This is a genomic window from Paraburkholderia sp. Cy-641 (genome assembly GCF_011752945.1).
GTDB lineage: Bacteria > Pseudomonadota > Gammaproteobacteria > Burkholderiales > Burkholderiaceae > Paraburkholderia.
This window is the reverse complement of sequence record NZ_VWWM01000072.1, coordinates 1-17,733: the sequence shown is the minus strand read 5'-3', so window position 1 is coordinate 17,733 and position 17,733 is coordinate 1. Positions and strand designations below refer to the sequence as shown.

Sequence of the window (17,733 nt, the reverse complement as noted above, 5' to 3'; positions counted from 1 at the left end):
ACTGTGTTCTGTGCGCCGTGCGCTATACGTACCCGCCGTACCCGCGCCCGGCCGCCCATCACGCCGTAAAGTCCGGCAGGAACAGCGAGCGCGTGCCGAACAGCGGCGACGTGAAGGGCTTGTCCTCGCCGCGGTCGTATTCGCCGTGATAGCGCGCGATGCGCTCGACCTCGTTCTTCGAGCCGAGGATCACCGGCACGCGGCCATGCAGAGTCTGCGGACGAACGTCGAGAATGCGTTCGCGCCCGGTGATCGAAAGGCCGCCCGCCTGCTCAACGAGGAAGCTCATCGGGTTCGCTTCGTAGAGCAGGCGCAGTCGCCCTTCCATCGCCGGCGTTTTCGAATCGCGCGGGTACATGAACACGCCGCCGCGCATCAGGATGCGATGCACTTCCGCGACCATCGACGCGATCCAGCGCATGTTGAAGTCGCGCGCGCGGCAACCGCTGCGGCCGTCCTTGCACTCCTGCACGTAGCGGCGCACGGGCGGCTCCCAGAAGCGCTCGTTCGAAGCGTTGATCGCGAATTCGGCGGTGTCCTCGGGAATGCGGATATTCGAATGCGTGAGCACGAAATTGCCGATGTCGCGTTCGAGCGTGAAGCCATGCGTGCCGTTGCCGACCGACAGCACGAGCATCGTCGAGGGTCCGTAGACGGCATAGCCGGCCGCGACCTGTTCGCAGCCGGGGCGCAGGAATGCGGCCTGGCTGGCCGGTTCATGCGCGGGCTCGTTGGCGTGCTCGTTGGCGTGCTCATTGGCGTGCCCGTTCGCGGCCTCATTGGCGTGCCCGTTCGCGGCCTCATTGGCGTGCCCGTTCGCTGCGTCATTTGTAGGCTCACTCGCTACACGCTCCGCCGCGCCGCGCACGCGCAGCACCGAAAAGATCGAGCCGACCACGCCGTTGATGTCGATATTCGAGGAACCGTCGAGCGGATCGAACGCGAGCAGATAATCGCCGCGCGGGTAGCCGGGCGGAATCGCGTACACGTCTGCCATTTCCTCGGACACCATCGCCGCGAGCAGGCCGTCCCATTCGCAGTGCTGTACGAAAACCTCGTTGGTCGCGACGTCGAGTTTCTTCTGCTCCTCGCCGTGCGTGTTGACGGTTTGCGCGGAACCGTAATGGCCGCCGAGCGCGCCCTTCGTGAGCATCGCCGAAATCGACTTGATCGCGGCCGCCACGTCGATCAGCAGCGCCGAAAGTCCCGCCATCCCCTGCGTACTCGCGGACGGCTGGCGGTCGAGTGTGTCGATCAGAAATTTCGAAAGTGTCGTGCGTCCGTCCTGCATGGCGTTCTCCCTGGAAACGATGATTCGGTATCCCGATTCAGCCCGGCGGTGCCGCGACTGCCTGCGCCGGCGGCGGCTCGTCGAACACGCGGCTCGCGCGCACGTCGGCGGCGTCGATCAGCATGAGCGCGGCGGCATCGATCGGCGCGCCGCCCTGCAGCGCGCTCGCGAACAGACGGTTCGCCTGACGCAGCCGCGCGCGGTCGAGCGCGTTGCGCACCGAGCGCGCATTGGCGAAATTCGGCTGACGGATGCGGCGCGCCAGGTAGTCGGCAAACGCGCGGCGCGAGGCCGCATCGAAGCGGTAATGCAGGGTGCCGAGCATGCGCTCGGCGATGTCGAGCAACTCCGTTTCCGCATAGTCGGGAAACGTGATGTGATGCGCGATGCGCGAACGAAACCCGGGATTGCTCTCGAAGAACACTTCCATGCGCGACGCGTAGCCCGCGAGGATCACGACCAGATCGCTACGCTGGTTCTCCATCGTCTGCAACAGGATCTCGATCGCTTCCTGGCCGTAGTCGCGCTCGTTTTCGGGGCGATACAGGTAATACGCCTCGTCGATGAACAGCACGCCGCCCATCGCGCGCTTCAGCACGTCGCGCGTTTTCGGCGCGGTATGGCCGATGTACTGGCCGACGAGGTCGTCGCGCGTCACCGAGACCAGGTGGTTGCGGCGGATATAGCCGAGCCGGTGCAGCACCTCGGCCATACGCAGCGCGACGGTCGTCTTGCCGGTGCCGGGATTGCCCGAGAAGCACATATGCAAGGTCGGCGCGCCACCCGCGAGACCGAGCGAGGCGCGCGCGCGTTCGACCAGCAGATGCGCGGCCACTTCGCGGATGCGCGTCTTCACGGGCGCGAGCCCGACCAGATCGCGTTCGAGTTCGTCGAGCACGTCGCCGATGCCCGAGTCGCGATAGAGCGCCGCGAGGTCGACTTGCGCCGGGGCGGGTTGCGAGGCGCGCGCGGGTTGTCCGGTCTCGCCGGCCTGCGCGGCAGGCGGCGAGGTTGCATCGGCTAGGGCGGCGTCCGTCATGATTGCTCCTTGCTGCGGGTCGGCGCGCGGCTTGTCCCGGGGTTGGCGGGGCGGCTTGTCGCCGGGTTCGGCCTGGTTCGCAGCCAGGCTCGCGCGCATCGCCTCACGTTGCATGGTTGCGTCGTTGCATCGTTCGCGGACCTCAGCCCGCTTCGCCATAGCGCTCGCCAGCCGGCCGGTCGCAGGCATAGCCCGCGATGCCGTAGCGCTGCACGCGCCCCTGCACGTCCTGACGTTGCAGGCGGAAGCCCGGCTCCGCGTCGGGCCGGTTGACGATGAACGACAGCCGCATCGTCTCGAACGTGCGCACCGAATCGAACGCATTGACCTTGATGTAGTGCTGCGGGCGCGCTGCGCGGCACGCGTTGATCTCCTGCAATACGCCGGCCGCGTCGTGCAGATCGAACATCGGCAGGCCCCACATTTCCCAGTACGTATTGCGCGGATGCGGGTCGTCGGTGAATTCGACCGAACAGGCCCAGCCCTGGCTCAGCGCGTAGTCGATCTGCAAGCCGATTTCCTCGTCGGTCAGCTCGGGCAGAAAGGAGAACGTTCCTTGTGTAATGCGCATGACGAACCTCGTTGATGGCTCATGGATGGATACTGCGTTCGGCACGGCGTCAACGGTCCCCGCGCGCGATGCCGGGGCACCGCGTGGCTGAGTTGCTGCCTTGAATGAACGGCAGTTGGCGCCGGGCCTGCGGGCCGCTGCGCGGCCCGCTCAAAACCCTCAGGCCGCCGTCGGCGTCGCCGCGAAATCGGGTGTATCGGTCGAGGCGTAGTTGAACGTCACGTCCTTCCACGTATCGAGTGCCTGCTTGAGCGGCGTACACCAGCGCGACGCGGCTTCGAGAATGTCGGGCCCTTCGTGCAGAATGTCGCGGCCTTCGTTGCGCGCCTTCACCATCGCTTCGAGCGCGACACGATTCGCCTGTGCGCCGGCCTGAATGCCGGCCGGATGGCCGATCGTGCCGCCGCCGAACTGCAGGATCGCGTCGTCGCCGAACAGGTCGAGCAACTGATGCATCTGCCCCGCGTGAATCCCGCCCGAGGCCACCGGCATGACCTTGCGCAAGCCGGCCCACGGCTGGTCGAAGAAGAGGCCGCGCGACAGGTCGACCTCGTTGCGCGCCTCGCGGCACACGTTGTAATAGCCCTGCACCGCCAGCGGATCGCCTTCGAGCTTGCCGACCGCGGTGCCCGCATGCGCATGATCGACGCCCGCCATGCGCAGCCATTTGGCGATCACGCGAAACGAGATGCCGTGGTTGCGCTGCCGCGTGTACGTGCTGTGCCCCGCGCGATGCAGATGCAGGATCATGTCGTTCCTGCGCGCCCAGCGCGACATCGACTGAATCGCGGTCCAGCCGATCACGAGGTCGATCATCACGATGCACGAGCCGAGCTCCTTCGCGAATTCGGCGCGCTCGTACATGTCTTCCATCGTGCCGGCCGTCACGTTCAGATAGTGGCCCTTCACCTCGCCGGTTTCCGCCTGGGCGCGGTTCACCGCTTCCATCGAAAACAGAAAGCGGTCGCGCCAGTGCATGAACGCCTGCGAGTTGATGTTCTCGTCGTCCTTCAGAAAATCGAGGCCGCCGCGCAAGCCCTCGTAGACGACCCGCCCGTAGTTCTTGCCCGAGAGGCCGAGCTTCGGCTTGACCGTCGCGCCGAGCAGCGGCCGGCCATACTTGTCGAGCCGCTCGCGCTCGACCACGATGCCGGTCGGCGGCCCCTGGAAGGTCTTCAGATAGGCGACCGGAATGCGCATGTCTTCGAGCCGCAAGGCCTTGAGCGGCTTGAAGCCGAACACGTTGCCGATGATCGAGGCCGTCAGGTTCGCGACCGAGCCCTCTTCGAACAGGTCGAGCTCGTAGGCGATATAGGCGAAGTACTGCGGCTCGTCGGCGCTCGACGCGGGCACCGGCTCGACGCGATACGCTTTCGCGCGATACATGTCGCAGGCGGTGAGGCGGTCGGTCCACACCACGGTCCACGTCGCCGTCGACGATTCGCCGGCCACCGCCGCCGCCGCTTCCTCGGGCTCGACGCCGGCTTGCGGCGTGATGCGAAACAGCGCGATGACGTCGGTTTCCTTCGGCTCGTAGTCCGGCTGCCAGTAGCCCATCTCGCGGTATTTCATGACGCCTGCCGCGTAGCGCTCGCGCTGGCCGCGCGGATTGCCCGAATGACGCTCCGGCTCGATCACCGGTTGACTGAAATCGTTCATGAGGTGTCCTCGAATGTGGCAAGCGCGCTGCCGGAATGACGCAGCGCTTGAGTTGCACTGTAGGCACGGACACGCCCGAGGGGAATTCACGATTTTATTTGGCAGACTTAACCGATCCGTTATCGGTTGCACATCGTGACGCACCGTTTCGGGACACGCATGAAGATGGGGGGCAAATGGCCCGCAGGCGCGACGAGTACGGCGTGACACCATCGCCGCACTGAGCGGACGCGCGATGGAACACTTTGCTTCGTTTTCGCCACACCGCGCGGCGGCTCGCGTGTTGGCGGCAGGAGCGACTGCATGCGCGCCGCGCGGCGGTCAGGCGGCGGCCGAACGGCCACGCGCGGCGGCGCAATTCGGCGGGCGCTGCATTGTCCGCCGCGAAGAAGCAGATAGAGGTCCGGCAAGCGGCCGGCACATCGTACCGGCAATACGCATAGGCACCAACCCAGGCACAAAGCTTGCGTCGATACCCACCGCCACCGAAGTCCGGCATCACGCCGGGCCGGCGGCGCAACGCTGTTTCAACCCATGGAGGAAGCACGTATGCAATGGACGACTCCGAGTTACACCGACCTACGCCTCGGTTTTGAAATCGTGATGTATGTCGCAACGCGTTAAGCCCGCGAAAGGGCCGCACGCCGCGGCCCCTTCGCGGTTCCCGTTGGTGTTTGTCAGCAGTTGAACGGCCGGCCTTCCGGCGCTGTCAGGACACGCGTTCCCATCCATGATCCACGAAACGATCGTCACCACGGCAGCGTGCGATGGCCGTCCTCATATCGCGCCGATGGGCGCGCGCTACGAGGGCGAGCGGATCGTCCTTGCGCCTTTCCGTCCGTCCACGACGCTCGACAACATCGTCGCGTCGCGTGCGGCGGTTCTGAATTTCACCACCGACGTGCGCATCTTCGCGGGCTGCGTCACGCACAGCGCGACCGACTGGCCGACCGTGCGCGCGAGCCGCGTCGCAAGCGTGCGCCTCGCTGAATCGCTCGCGCATGCCGAGCTCGAACTCGACGAGCTGCGCGAGGACACCGAGCGTCCCGTGCTGCTCATGAAATGCGTGCACCGCGAAAACCATGCGCCGTTCGCGGGCTTCAACCGCGCGCAGTCGGCCGTCGTGGAAGGCGCGATTCTCGTGAGCCGGCTCTTCATGCTGCCGGCCGCGAAGATCGATAGCGAAATGGCCTATCTGCAGATCGCCATCGACAAGACCGCCGGCGACAACGAGCGCACGGCATGGGGCTGGCTCGTCGACGCGGTCGCGCGGCATCGGGCGGGCCTCGAAGCGGCGGACGGGCAACAACCCGTCGCTGCCGTCCATCACTAGCGCCATCCAGCCGCCGTTTTCCCGGAGACAACCGATGACCGCCCTGCTCGCCAGCGTTCGCTCGGACGACGAAGCATTCGATGCCGCTCGCGCCGGCGCCGAACTGATCGACCTCAAGGAACCGAACGAAGGCGCGCTCGGCGGCCTGCCGAGCGGCGCCATCGCACGCATCGCGCGGCAGTTGCGCGCGCGCTATCCGGTCAAGCCGATCAGCGCGGCGATCGGCGACGTGCCGGCCGAGGCGTTCGACGAAATCGCCGCGCGCGTGATCGAGGTCAGCGACGCGGGCGTCGACTACGTGAAGGTCGGCGTCGCGCGCGGACCGGCCGCGCGGCGCTGCATCGAGCAACTCGCGAATCTGCCGGCCACCGTGGTGCCGGTGCTGCTATGCGACGGCGGCATGGACGACGAACTGGTCACGCACGCCGCCGCGCTCGGCTTCGCGGGCCTGATGTTCGACACCGCGAGCAAGGACGGCAGCACGCTGTTCGATCACGTCGACGTCGATACGCTCGCGCGCTGGTTGCGCTGCGTGCGCGAACGCGGCGCGCTCGGCGGCATCGCCGGCGCGCTCGGCTGGGCGCAGCTGGAACAGATCCGCGCGCTCGCGCCCGACGTGGCCGGCTTTCGCACCGCGTTGTGCAGCGACGGACGCCGCTCGCAGCTCGATCCCGAGCGCGTCGCGCAATGGGCGAGCGCGCTGCATGGGCCGGGTTCGGGTGAGCGCGGCGTGGGCGGCGCAGTGGCCGCGCGGGGTGGTGTCGGCACGGTGCGGCTGTAGAGCGGCGCGGCTGCGTCGCTTCATGGCGATTTGCTACAGCGATTTCCCATAGCAATTTCCCGTGGCGATGTCCCCAAACCGCGACACCTCGCAGCTTGCGTCGAAACCCGCCTTCAGTTCCGCACGCGTGCCAAGGCCGCGCGCAATACGCTGTACGTCAACGCGCCGTGCCTCGCCCCCCTCATCGCCCTCGCCTCATGTGACCTCACGCAACCGGAATATTGAGCAGCCGGTCGCGCATCAACGCGACGTTGTGCTTGTCGAATAGCTCGACCACATAGTTCGCGTCGGTCACGTAATCGACGAAACTGCGATCGACCACGCCTGCCGCGGCCAGCGCATCGAGCGGATCGTCGGCGGCAATCGGGCAGGACTTCACGACGATCAGCCGCTCGGCGTTGAGCATCGTCGAGAGCCAGGCGGCGAGGCTGTCCGAGGTCGTGTCCCAGTTGCTCATCGCGTCGGGCGTGTCGCGCATCAAGGCGGTCGGCACCCACACGGCGACATGGCCGTCGCGCAACGTGCGGCGAATCTTCGCCTCGCTCGAGGCCAGCACGAGTTCGGGCGACACGCCCTGCATCAGCAGCGCGTATTGCGTCATCGCGAGCAGACACATGTTGTGCGCGGCGAGATCGTCGAAGCGCCATTCGCTCTGGTACTGGCGCACCTTGTCCGCGAAATCGCCGCCGCCGGGCACGATGACGATGCGTCCGCCGCCGACTTCGCATAGCTCGCTGAGCCAGTGGCGCAGCGCCGGGTCGTGACTCAGACTGCCTCCGATCTTGACCACCCACATGACTGTTATCCTCGCGTCCAGTTGAGTGCCCGGCTGGGTTCCGTCATGTTTCAACACCACGCGCTTCAACACTGCACTTCTCCACACCGCGTTTGAGCAGCGCGACCGCCACGCTCGGCGCGCAGGTTGCCGCCCACGCGGCGCACTCGTCCGGCACGCCCGCGAGCGCGCCGAAGTCGAGAAACTCGCGCGCCTGCTCGCGCGCCAACGCGGCTACGAGGAAGCGGCCGCAGCCCGCGCCCACGAGCGGCGCGGCCACCTCCACGAGCGCCGGATGCGCCGCGGCCACGCGCCGCAGATTCGCGCCGATCTCGCTCAATTGCAGCGCGCGCCACCGCTGCGCAAAGCGCAGCCAGGCGTCGGGCGCCGCCTCGTGCGCGTCGCGCCCGATCATGCGCGCGAGCCGCGCCCGGCTCGCGGCCTCGGTCTTCGGCCCCTGGTCCGCGCTCGGCTGCACATCGTGCAGCGGGTCCAGTTCGCCCGTCAGGCGATAGACGTCGGCGATCGTCGCGAACCATTCGTTCATCACGTTGACGGTGACGCCGTCGAATTCGATGCGGTGCGCGACGCCGCACAACGGCGTGCGCACCACGCCGTGATACACGAGTTCGCCGCTCGCAAGCCGGCCGGCATCGGTCGCGGCGCGCGCAACGACGCGGCCGCCGACGATCGGAATGATGTCGGTCGTGGTGCTGCCGATATCGACGAGCACGGCATCGGCGAGGCGCGTGGCAACCCAGTTCGCGGTCGCGAGCCAGTTGGCCGAGGCGACGTGCCGCCAGTGGGCCGCACAGGCCTCGGCGGCGAGCCAGCCGGCGGCGCCGGCGTAGAAGCTCAGTGGCGAGCGCGACGGCGAATTGGAGGGCGAATTCAGCGGCGAATCGGATGGCAAAGTCAGCGGCGAATCCGATAGCGAACCCGACGGTGAACTCGATGGCAAATTCAGCAGCGCCCCCGGCTGCTCCCCGGACCGCGAACCCGCTTGCGCGCCTAACCGCCGCTCCAGCGTCGCGACGATCGCGCGCACGCCCGCAGCGCGATCCGCGAACAGATCGACCATCTCGCCGGTCATCGTCACCGCATGCCGTGCAGCGGGCAAACGGGCCTGCGGCCAGCGCTCGAATACGAGGTCGATCGTGCGTTCGAGATGGTCGAGCCCCTGCCACAACGGACAGGCCCATTGCACGACATCGCGCACCGCGCCGCCGCTATCGACGCGCGACACCTTTACATGCGCGCCGCCGACGTCCCAGCCGAATATGGCTGCGTCAGCCGCCGCGTGATTCACGACATGATTCACGGCGTGATGCACCGCGAGGTTCGCCGTGCCATCAGCCACACCCGCCACATCTGCCACGCCCGTCCCCGTTCGATGTGCCATCGCGTCGATCCGTGTCGTGCTCAAGGCCGCACCTCGAAAGTCGGCGACGAAGGATTCACGCGCCCCACCCCGCATCGCTCGATGCGCACGCCGTGCGCCGCGAGCAAGGCACGCGCAAGCCCGCTGCCGCGCGCCGCGAACAGCCCCGCATACGCGACCGTGAGGCGCGGATTCACCTCGATCACGACCGGCCCGCGCCGCGGATGCCACACCACGTCGATGCCGACAAAACCGCACAGGCCCGGTATCGCTCGCGCGACGCGTTGCGCGAGCGCTTCGAGCACGAGCCCCTGCTCGCCACGACGATCGATCCGGTCGACGAGCACGCCGTCGAACTCGACGATGCGCGCCGCGTGGCGCGATGCGTCTGCCTCGCTGATGCCGATCTGCTGACGGTTGATGCTCAGCAGTTCCGTCTCGTCGCCACGGCAGAGCAGCGACAGGCTCAGCGGCTCGCCATCGACCCACGCCTGCAGCACCGGATTGCGCGCGGCGGCCGCGCGCGCCTCGTACTCGGCGCAGGCATCGGCGAAACGGTCGAACACGAAGGTGTCGAGCCCGCCCGCGCCGTCGTCCGGTTTCACGACCCAGCGGCCTTCGGGCTGCGCGCTCGCGGGACCGGGTTCGAGCGCGGGCGTCACGGCGATGCCGTGCGCGGCGAGACAGGCAGCCGTCGCGCTCTTGCTCGACGTCAGGCGAATCGCTTCCTTCGCGCAGCCGAGCCAGCGCGCCGTGCCGACCGCATCATGAAACTGCAGCAGCAGGCCGTCGCATTCCGGCGCGATGATCCATGCGTAATCGTGTTCGCGCGCCACGCGCGCGACGAAGGCCGTCATCGATTCGCCCGGCGCGGCCATACAATGAGCGTCGCCCGGCGCCGGCGTTTCGAAGCGCGAGGTCGCGAACGTGACCTCCACGCCGTCGATGTCGCGCAGCGCGGCGACGAGCGCATCGCGCATGATCCGCCCTTCGACGATCAGCGCGCTCAGGTCGGCGAGACTGCCCTCGCCGGCCAGCGCGGGATCGATGCCGCCGCCGGTGAGATACTCGTAGACAAAGATCTTGGTCAAAGGAACGCGCCCCCATGCAGGTGATACCGGTTCTCGATCTTCTCGACGGCCACGTCGTGCGCGCGGTGCGCGGCGAGCGAACCGCCTACCGGCCCATCGAGTCCCGCCTCTGCGCGGCCAGCGAGCCGCTTGCCATCGCCCGCGCGCTGCTCACGGCCAGCGGCGCGCGCACGCTCTACATCGCCGATCTCGGCGCCATCCTGCAACGCGGCGCGCATGTGTCGACGCTCGCCGCCTTGCGGGCCGCACTGCCCGGCATCGACCTCTGGCTCGACGCCGGCTTCGCTGACTACGCCTCGATGCGCGAGATGTTCGAACGCATCGAGGCCGTCGATCGACATGATGGCCAGACCGTCGATCATGTCGCTCCCACTCCGCTCGCGACGCTCGTGCCCGTGTTCGGCACCGAGTCGTTGCGCGACATCCACGCCCTGCACGCGGCGCAGGCGGCCGGCCTCGCGCCGATCCTCTCGCTCGACCATCGCGCGGGCCAACTGCTCGCGGCCGCCGAACTCGATCGCTCGTCGGCCTGGTGGCCGTCGCGCGTGATCGCGATGACGCTCGATCAGGTCGGCAGCTACGCCGGCCCCGATCTCGCCACCTTCGAACGCATCCGCGCGCGCGCCGCGGCGCAGACCACGGTGATCGGCGCGGGCGGCATCCGCCATCGCGCCGACCTGAGCGCCGCGATCGACACCGGCGCGACCGCCTGGCTCGTCGCCTCGGCGCTGCACGGCCGGCAGATCGGCGCCGCGCCGGCCGGGCACGCGTAGGCTGTCCATACAATTTCCATGCCACGCGGCCGGCAACCTACGAATGTCAGCGAAGCGCATAGGCGGCATGGCGCGCGTGACACTCTGCTCCAGCACGGCACACAACCTGTACGGCGCAGCGGGCTCGCGGCGGCCCTTCGGCGCACGCGCTCCACGGCTGGTTCGACGCGGGCCGTGTGAAGCCCATTCGGACTCGCGATCCGCCCAACACAAAGGCGCACGACCGTGCGCGGCCACCGGGCCGGCAGCGCGTGCGATGTCGTTGTCCTACCGTGGCCCCATCGTTGCGACGGCATTGCGCCAATCGGCATGGAGCTTGCTAAAAGTGCGCCATGCACCTGTCCCCCAACGATCCATCGGCTTCGCGCACGAACGCACCGGACACGACCGGCGCGCGCGCCGCGACGATCACGCGCGACTGGGTCTGCCCGTTCTGTCCTTTGCTCTGCGACGACCTCAGCGCCGATTCGCACGATGACGGCGCGCTCGGCGTGCGGGACGCCGACTGCGCACGGCTGACGCAAGCGCTCGCGTGTTACGGCGCGGGCGACGCGCCATGCCGCAGCGTCGTCGACGGCCACGAGGCCGACACGGATACCGCGCTCGCGCTCGCCGCGCAACGGCTCGCGAACGCGCGCCGGCCGCTGTTCGGCGGACTCTCCACCGACGTCGCGGGCGCCCGCGCGCTCTACGCGCTCGCGGCCGATTGCGGCGCGATGCTCGATCATCTGCATGGCGATGCGCTAACGCCAGCGACGCTCGCCTTGCAGGATCGCGGCTCGTTCTTCACGACGCTCTCCGAAGTGCGTGCGCGCGCCGATCTGCTGGTGTTCTTCGGCTGCCAGCCGTCGCGGCGTTATCCGCGCTTTTTCACGCGCACGCTCGCGAACACCGATCTCGCGCGCGAACTCGTCTTCGTCGGCTGCGCGGCAGACCCGGCGGCCGAGGGCTTCGCGCATACGCGCATCGAAACGCTGCTCGTGAACGCCGATTCGTTCGACACGCTCGCGCTATGGTCCGCGCTCGCCGAGGGCCGCGAAGCGGCTGTGCTGGATCGCGACGAGGCCAACGTCAGCAACAGGAACGCCGACGATAAACACACGAACGACAGCGGCAGTCACGCGCATCCGGCCGCGACGCTCGCCTCACTCCAGGCCCGCATCGCCGCGGCGCGCTACACGGTGATCGTCTACGAACCGGCCGCCCTGCCCGGCCCGCATGCGGCGCTGCTGATCGAGGCGCTGAACCGCATCGTTAAGACGGCGAACCGCACGAGCCGCGCCGCGTGTCTCGCGCTCGGCGGCGACGATGGCGCGCTGACGGTCAATCAGACGATGACCTGGCTCAGCGGCTTGCCGTTGCGCACGCGCGTCGCGATGCCCGCACGAGTCGCCGGCACGGCGCCGCTCGATCACGATCCGTACCGCTATCGCACCGGCAGGCTGCTGGCCGAGCGCGAAGCCGACGCGTTGCTCTGGATCGCGAGCTTCACGCCGCACGCCTGGCCCGCCTCGCTCGATCCGGCCGTCCCGCTGATCGTGCTCGGCCATCCGGCGCTCGCCGATGCGGCGAAGGCGCGCGGCGCGAATACCGTGTTCGTGCCAGTCGCGACACCGGGCATCGACGGCAACGGACATCTGTTTCGCGTCGACAGTTCGGTCGTGATGCCGTTGACGGCCGCGCGCGGCGCGGCCCTCGCCTCGGTCGCGGAAATGGCCGCGCAATTGAGCGAACGCTTGCGGGCGCTATCGGCGGCTCGGCCAGGCATTCCGCCGAGAGCGCACGCACCCGCCCAGCACCCCGGCGAGGCCCATTCATGACCCTCGTCCGGCTCAAAGGCGGCACGCTGTTCGACCCGGTCCACCAGGTGAACGGCGAGCGCCGCGATCTGCTGTTCCGCGACGGCCGCATCGTCGATGGCATCGCAGCCAATACGCCCGTCGATCGCGAATACGACGCGAGCGGCATGATCGTGATGGCGGGCGGCATCGACATGCATTCGCATATCGGCGGCGGCAAGACCAACCTGTCGCGCCTGCTGCTGCCCGAGGACCATCGCGCCGATCCGATTCGCGACGCCGCCTATGAAGCGGTGCAGGACGACGCGGGCCGCTATCTGCGGCTGCCCTCGTGCGGCGTCTGCGCGCCGGGCACGCTCGCGACCGGCTACCGCTACGCCGAAATGGGCTACACGGCCGCGTTCGAGCCGGCGATGATGCCGTCCAACGCGCGCCACACGCACCTCGAAATGGGCGACACGCCGATCATCGATCACGGCGCCTACGTGATGCTCGGCAACGACGAACTGTTTCTGCAAATGCTCGCCGCGCGCGACGACTTCGAGCGGCTGCGCGATTACATCGGCTGGACGATTCACGCGAGCAAGGCGCTCGGCGTGAAAGTGGTCAACCCGGGCGGCATCTCGGCCTTCAAGTTCAACCAGCGCTCGCTCGATATCGACGAGGCGCACACGCACTACGGCATCACGCCGCGCGAGGTGCTGCATACGCTGTCGCGCGCGCTGACCGAGCTGCGCGTGCCGCATCCGCTGCACGTGCATGCGAGCAATCTCGGCGTGCCCGGCAATCTCGCCTCGACGATCGCGACGATGGACGCCGCCGACGGCCTGCCGATCCATCTGACACATATCCAGTTTCACAGCTACGGCACCGAAGGGCCGCAGAAGTTTTCCTCGGGCGCGCGGCAGATTGCCGAGGCTGTCAACGCGCGGCCGAACGTCTCGATCGACGTCGGCCAGATCATCTTCGGACAGACCGTCACGGCCTCGGGTGACACGATGATGCAGTTCCGCAACACGCCGCTCGCGCGGCCGCACAAGTGGGTGGTCGGCGACATCGAATGCGACGCGGGCTGCGGCGTCGTGCCGTTCCGCTATCGCGAGCAGAGCTATGTGAATGCGCTGCAGTGGATCATCGGCCTCGAAATCTTCCTGCTCGTCGACGATCCGTGGCGCGTCGCGATGACCACCGATCATCCGAACGGCGGCCCGTTCACGAGCTACCCGCATCTGATCCGCCTGCTGATGGACAAGACGTTTCGCGACGCGCAACTGGCGAAGCTGCATCCCGAGGCGCAGGTCGCGAGCGCGCTGCCCGAACTTACGCGCGAGTTCTCGCTGTACGAGATCGCCATCATCACGCGCGCCGGTCCCGCGCGGCTGCTCGGCCTGCGCGACCGCGGCCATCTCGGCGCGGGCGCGGCGGCCGACATCGCCGTCTATCGCGACGAGCCCGACCGCGAGCGGATGTTCACGTCGCCGGCCTATGTGTTCAAGGACGGCGAGCTGGTCGCGCGCGACGGCACGCTCGTCGCGACGCCGACCGGCGGCATCCATTTCGTCACGCCCGACTTCGATCGCGGCATCGAGAAGACCGTGCGCGCATATAGCGACACGAACCTCGCGAGCAACTTCGCGCATGCGGCGATCAGCGACGACGAGGTGTGCAGTTGCTGCCGCGGCGGGCGGCTGTTGCCCGTCGAATGTCTGGTCGACGGCTGAGGGACGCACGAGCCATGTCAGACGCGCCAGCCAACCTAACCGATGCGTCCGCGACGAGCGCCCCGGCCGCGCTCGCCATTAACGGCACCGCGATCGACGCGACCTTTGCCGAAGCGTTTCCGATGAAGGCGACGCGGCTCGTCATCACGGCCCACACGCCCACCTGGGCGATGCACGCGGCGAACTCGCTGACGGGCTTCGCGACCTCGGTGATCGGCTGCGGCTGCGAGGCCGGCATCGAGCGCACGCTCGCGCCCGACGCAACGCCCGATGGCCGGCCCGGCGTCGCGGTGCTGCTGTTCGCGGTGTCGTCGAAGGAGCTGGCGAAGCAGATCGGCCGGCGCGTCGGCCAATGCGTGCTCACCTGCCCGAGCACGGCCGTGTTCGGCGGCATCGATCCCGCCACGAGCCGCGCGCCGCTCTCGGATCGCGCGCCGCTCGGCAGCGGGCTGCGCTTTTTCGGCGACGGCTGGCAGATCGCCAAGATGCTCGACACGGGGAACGGACCCACGCGCTACTGGCGCGTACCGGTTATGGACGGCGAGTTCGTCTGCGAGGACACGGCGGCGACCGTCAAGGCGGTCGGCGGCGGCAACCTGCTGCTGCTCGCGCGCGACCAGGACGCCGCGCTCGCCGCCGCCGAAGCGGCCGTCACGGCGATGCGCCGGCTGCCGAACGTCATCATGCCGTTCCCGGGCGGCATCGTCCGCTCGGGGTCGAAAGTCGGCTCCCGCTACGCGGGCGCGAGCGCCTCGACCAACGACGCGTTCTGTCCGACGCTGATTGGGCTGTCGGCGCATAGCGAACTCGGCGCGGAAGTGGGCTGCGTGCTGGAGATCGTGATCGACGGCCTGACCGACGCCGACGTCGGTGCCGCGATGACGGCCGGGATCGACGCGGCCTGCGAGCTCGGCCGCGCGGCTGGGGTGCTGCGGATTTCGGCGGGCAACTATGGCGGCAAGCTCGGGCCGTATCACTTCCATCTGCATGCGCTCGCGGCCGGGCTCGACAGGGGGCGCGCATGAGTACGACCACCTTGCGCCTCAAAACGCCGCCCGGTTTTCGCGTCGATGCCGCAGCGCTGCGGCCCGCGACGCTGGCGAGCCTGAGCGTGGCCGAGATCGAGCACATCGTGCTGGCGGGCGGCAACGAGAGTTGCGAGGTCGGCGAGGTGTTCGAGGTTCTACGCGATGAAGACGCACCCGCGCAATCCCCTGCGGAAACGGCACTGCCCGCAACGCCGGACGGCAACGGCAACGCCGCCCCCACACTCGTCATCGACGGCTCGGCTCGCTGGCTCGACCGCCTCGGCGCGGAAATGGACGACGGCCGGCTCGTCGTGCGGGGCTCGGCCGGCGACTACTGCGGCTTCAGGATGAGCGGCGGCGAACTACGGATCGACGGCGACACCGGCCACTTCACCGGCTGCGAAATGCGCGGCGGCCGGCTCACGGTGAACGGCGACAGCGGCGATTTCGTCGCCGGTGCGCTGACCGGCGACATGGAAGGCATGAGCGGCGGCACGCTGACGATTCGCGGCAACGCCGGCGCGCGGCTCGCCGACCGCATGCGGCGCGGCCTCGTGCTGGTCGGCGGCAACGCGGGAGAATTCGCGGCCTCGCGGCTGGTGGCCGGCACCGTCGGCGTGGCGGGCGAACTGGGCCCGCATTATGCCTATGGAATGAGGCGCGGCACCTTGCTGCTCGCGCGCCGGCCGGCGCACCGGCTGCCGCCGACCTTCACGAACGGCGGCCAGGGGTTCGACGTATTCTGGTCCTTGCTCGTGCGCAGTCTCGCCAACGAAATCGCGCCGTTTTCGCAGTGGCGCGCGCAGCGCCTGCCGGTTCGCTACACGGGCGATCTCGCCGTCGACGGCAGGGGCGAAATACTGATCGCCGGATAAGGCCACGCGCCGCGTCGATCGATGGCAGTGAAACGGTGTTCGACAGCAGTCGCCTCGACAAGCAAGCCTCTTGCACGGGAGTGAAGACAGCATGACGACAACGGATTCTCCGAACGCAAACGCCGGCGGCACCCGCTATGCGGGCCTGCTGATCGTGCTGCACTGGCTCATCGCGCTCGGCATCATCGGCCTGCTCGCGCTCGGCCTCTATATGGTCGGATTGCCGAAGGGTTTGCCGGTCAAAGCGACGCTGCTGAACCTGCACAAGTCGCTCGGACTGACGGTTTTCCTGCTGGTGCTTCTGCGCATCGTGGCGCGGGCTGTCCTTCACCGGCCACCCCTGCCGCCGATGCCAGCGTGGCAACGCGCCGCCGCGCGCACTACGCAGGGTCTTTTATACGTCGGCATGGTCGCGATGCCGCTCGCCGGCTATCTCGGCTCGTCGTTCAATCGCTATGGCACGCGCTTCTGGGGCATCCTGCTGCCGAAGTGGGGCTGGGACGATCCGCACCTGCGCGAACTGTTCTTCGGCATTCACGGGTTCATCGGCTATGGGCTGATCGCGCTGATCGTGCTGCACGTGGCCGGCGCGCTCAAGCATCAGTGGATCGATCGCGACAACCTGCTCGCGAGGATGCGGCCATGACGACGATGCTGGGTAGTCCGACTCACAGTCCGACGCGTAGTCCGACACATCGCGCGACGCGCCCTGCCTCGCAGCACGCGGCGGCGCCGCTCGAAAGCGCCACGCTGCGCACGCGCGACGGTCATCGCGTGACGTACGCGGTAGCCGGCGCGCGCGACGGCGTGCCGGTCGCGGTACTGCACGGCGGCCCCGGCAGCGGCAGTCAGCCGGGCGTGTTGCGGCTCTTCGATCTGAGCCGCTTTCGCGTCGTGCTGATCGACCAGCGCGGCACCGGCGCCTCGACGCCGCACGGCAGCGTGCGCCACAACAGCACCGGCTATCTGATCGCCGATCTCGAAGCGATTCGCGCGCGGCTCGGCTTCGCGCGCTGGGGCGTGCTCGGCGGATCATGGGGCGCGGCGCTCGCGCTCGCGTATGCGGGGCAGTGTCCGCAGTCGGTCACGGGGGTCGTGATGCGCGGCCTCTTTCTGACCTCGGCGCGCGAAGTGCGCGGCCTGTTCGTGGCGTCGCGCAAACGCGCGCCGCGTGCGTGGGCGACGCTGCGCGAGGCGGCCCGTTGCGAGCGGCCCGCGCAGCTTGTCGCCCGTTGCGCCGCAACGCTGCGATACGGCGCGAACCCAACGCGGCAGCGCGCGCTCGCGCAAACCTGGCGCGGCTATGAAAACGAGGTGCTGGCGAGCGCGGCGCCGCGACATTCGGCCCAACGCGCGGCACAACGTGATACACCGCGCAACGCACGACACAACGCACACGGCGCGCGGCGCGCTACCCGCAAGCTGATCGGCAAATACCGGATTCAGGCGCACTACCTCAGCTTGGAAGAGCGGCGTGTAGGGAAAGAGTGACTCGCGTCGGGTTCCTCTCTGTTCAGCCTGTATCGTGTGCATTACAGCGGCCTCCCGCGTGCACTCGATTTGCGCCACGTGCCCTTCGTTCTTCAGTCGTGCAGCTCACTCGACCACTTTGTCCT

16 protein-coding genes and 1 pseudogene are annotated in these 17,733 nt (G+C 68.3%); 10 read left to right on the top strand and 7 right to left on the bottom strand.

Features of this window, described 5'->3' with window-relative positions:
• Nucleotides 1–58 precede the first annotated feature (58 nt).
• The 4 genes from F3J20_RS28075 to F3J20_RS28060 form a co-directional block, all read right to left on the bottom strand.
• A complete protein-coding gene (locus F3J20_RS28075; RefSeq protein ID WP_167285476.1) occupies nucleotides 59–1,291 on the bottom strand; it encodes a class 1 fructose-bisphosphatase in 1,233 nt (410 codons plus the stop codon).
• A 37-nt stretch (nucleotides 1,292–1,328) separates the two neighbouring features.
• A complete protein-coding gene (gene cbbX / locus F3J20_RS28070) occupies nucleotides 1,329–2,330 on the bottom strand; it encodes a CbbX protein (protein ID WP_167285475.1) in 1,002 nt (333 codons plus the stop codon).
• 142 nt (nucleotides 2,331–2,472) lie between these two features.
• Nucleotides 2,473–2,901 carry a ribulose bisphosphate carboxylase small subunit gene (locus F3J20_RS28065; RefSeq protein ID WP_167285474.1) on the bottom strand — a complete coding sequence of 143 codons (429 nt, stop codon included), beginning with the start codon at nucleotides 2,899–2,901 and terminating at the stop codon, nucleotides 2,473–2,475.
• 159 nt (nucleotides 2,902–3,060) lie between these two features.
• Nucleotides 3,061–4,560 carry a form I ribulose bisphosphate carboxylase large subunit gene (locus F3J20_RS28060; protein ID WP_167285473.1) on the bottom strand — a complete coding sequence of 500 codons (1,500 nt, stop codon included), beginning with the start codon at nucleotides 4,558–4,560 and terminating at the stop codon, nucleotides 3,061–3,063.
• A 534-nt stretch (nucleotides 4,561–5,094) separates the two neighbouring features.
• Between F3J20_RS28060 and pqqA the strand changes: the two genes are divergently transcribed.
• The 3 genes from pqqA (at nucleotide 5,095) to F3J20_RS28045 (ending at nucleotide 6,674) form a co-directional block, all read left to right on the top strand.
• On the top strand, nucleotides 5,095–5,184 hold the full coding sequence (pqqA, locus tag F3J20_RS28055) for a pyrroloquinoline quinone precursor peptide PqqA (RefSeq protein ID WP_345889934.1): 90 nt from the start codon (nucleotides 5,095–5,097) through the stop codon (nucleotides 5,182–5,184).
• Nucleotides 5,185–5,290: 106 nt separating this feature from the next.
• A complete protein-coding gene (locus F3J20_RS28050) occupies nucleotides 5,291–5,893 on the top strand; it encodes a DUF447 domain-containing protein (protein WP_167285472.1) in 603 nt (200 codons plus the stop codon).
• Between the two features lie 34 nt (nucleotides 5,894–5,927).
• Entirely contained in the window at nucleotides 5,928–6,674 is a 747-nt protein-coding gene (locus F3J20_RS28045) for a (5-formylfuran-3-yl)methyl phosphate synthase (protein ID WP_167285471.1), read from the top strand.
• Nucleotides 6,675–6,879: 205 nt separating this feature from the next.
• Here the strand turns inward: F3J20_RS28045 and F3J20_RS28040 are convergent, their stop codons facing one another.
• The 3 genes from F3J20_RS28040 to F3J20_RS28025 all read right to left on the bottom strand — a co-directional run bounded on the left by F3J20_RS28040 (nucleotide 6,880) and on the right by F3J20_RS28025 (nucleotide 9,921).
• Nucleotides 6,880–7,470, bottom strand: coding sequence for an aspartate kinase (locus F3J20_RS28040; protein WP_167285470.1), 591 nt, complete (start codon nucleotides 7,468–7,470; stop codon nucleotides 6,880–6,882).
• Nucleotides 7,471–7,513: 43 nt separating this feature from the next.
• Nucleotides 7,514–8,758: a hydantoinase/oxoprolinase family protein gene (locus F3J20_RS32295; RefSeq protein ID WP_345889935.1), complete on the bottom strand. Its 1,245-nt coding sequence runs from the start codon at nucleotides 8,756–8,758 to the stop codon at nucleotides 7,514–7,516.
• Between the two features lie 113 nt (nucleotides 8,759–8,871).
• On the bottom strand, nucleotides 8,872–9,921 hold the full coding sequence (locus F3J20_RS28025) for an ATP-grasp domain-containing protein (protein WP_167285469.1): 1,050 nt from the start codon (nucleotides 9,919–9,921) through the stop codon (nucleotides 8,872–8,874).
• A 14-nt stretch (nucleotides 9,922–9,935) separates the two neighbouring features.
• Here F3J20_RS28025 and F3J20_RS28020 point away from each other — a divergent pair, with 14 nt between their 5' ends.
• From F3J20_RS28020 to F3J20_RS27990, 7 genes and pseudogenes are all read left to right on the top strand, one after another.
• Nucleotides 9,936–10,694, top strand: a complete 759-nt coding sequence (locus tag F3J20_RS28020; protein WP_167285468.1) for a HisA/HisF-related TIM barrel protein — start codon at nucleotides 9,936–9,938, stop codon at nucleotides 10,692–10,694.
• Between the two features lie 332 nt (nucleotides 10,695–11,026).
• On the top strand, nucleotides 11,027–12,514 hold the full coding sequence (locus tag F3J20_RS28015) for a formylmethanofuran dehydrogenase (protein WP_167285467.1): 1,488 nt from the start codon (nucleotides 11,027–11,029) through the stop codon (nucleotides 12,512–12,514).
• Complete coding sequence (locus tag F3J20_RS28010) at nucleotides 12,511–14,214, top strand: formylmethanofuran dehydrogenase subunit A (RefSeq protein ID WP_167285466.1); 1,704 nt, start codon at nucleotides 12,511–12,513, stop codon at nucleotides 14,212–14,214. Before F3J20_RS28015 ends, F3J20_RS28010 begins: the two co-directional genes overlap by 4 nt.
• A gap of 14 nt (nucleotides 14,215–14,228) precedes the next feature.
• Nucleotides 14,229–15,239, top strand: a complete 1,011-nt coding sequence (gene fhcD / locus F3J20_RS28005; protein ID WP_167285465.1) for a formylmethanofuran--tetrahydromethanopterin N-formyltransferase — start codon at nucleotides 14,229–14,231, stop codon at nucleotides 15,237–15,239.
• Nucleotides 15,236–16,117 (top strand): formylmethanofuran dehydrogenase subunit C, encoded by an 882-nt coding sequence (locus F3J20_RS28000; RefSeq protein WP_167285464.1) that lies wholly within the window; start codon nucleotides 15,236–15,238, stop codon nucleotides 16,115–16,117. Before fhcD ends, F3J20_RS28000 begins: the two co-directional genes overlap by 4 nt.
• 91 nt (nucleotides 16,118–16,208) lie before the next feature.
• Nucleotides 16,209–16,763, top strand: a complete 555-nt coding sequence (locus tag F3J20_RS27995; RefSeq protein WP_167285463.1) for a cytochrome b — start codon at nucleotides 16,209–16,211, stop codon at nucleotides 16,761–16,763.
• A 5-nt stretch (nucleotides 16,764–16,768) separates the two neighbouring features.
• Nucleotides 16,769–17,575 (top strand): annotated as a pseudogene (locus F3J20_RS27990) (alpha/beta fold hydrolase); the annotation flags it as partial.
• Between the last annotated feature and the right edge of the window lie 158 nt (nucleotides 17,576–17,733).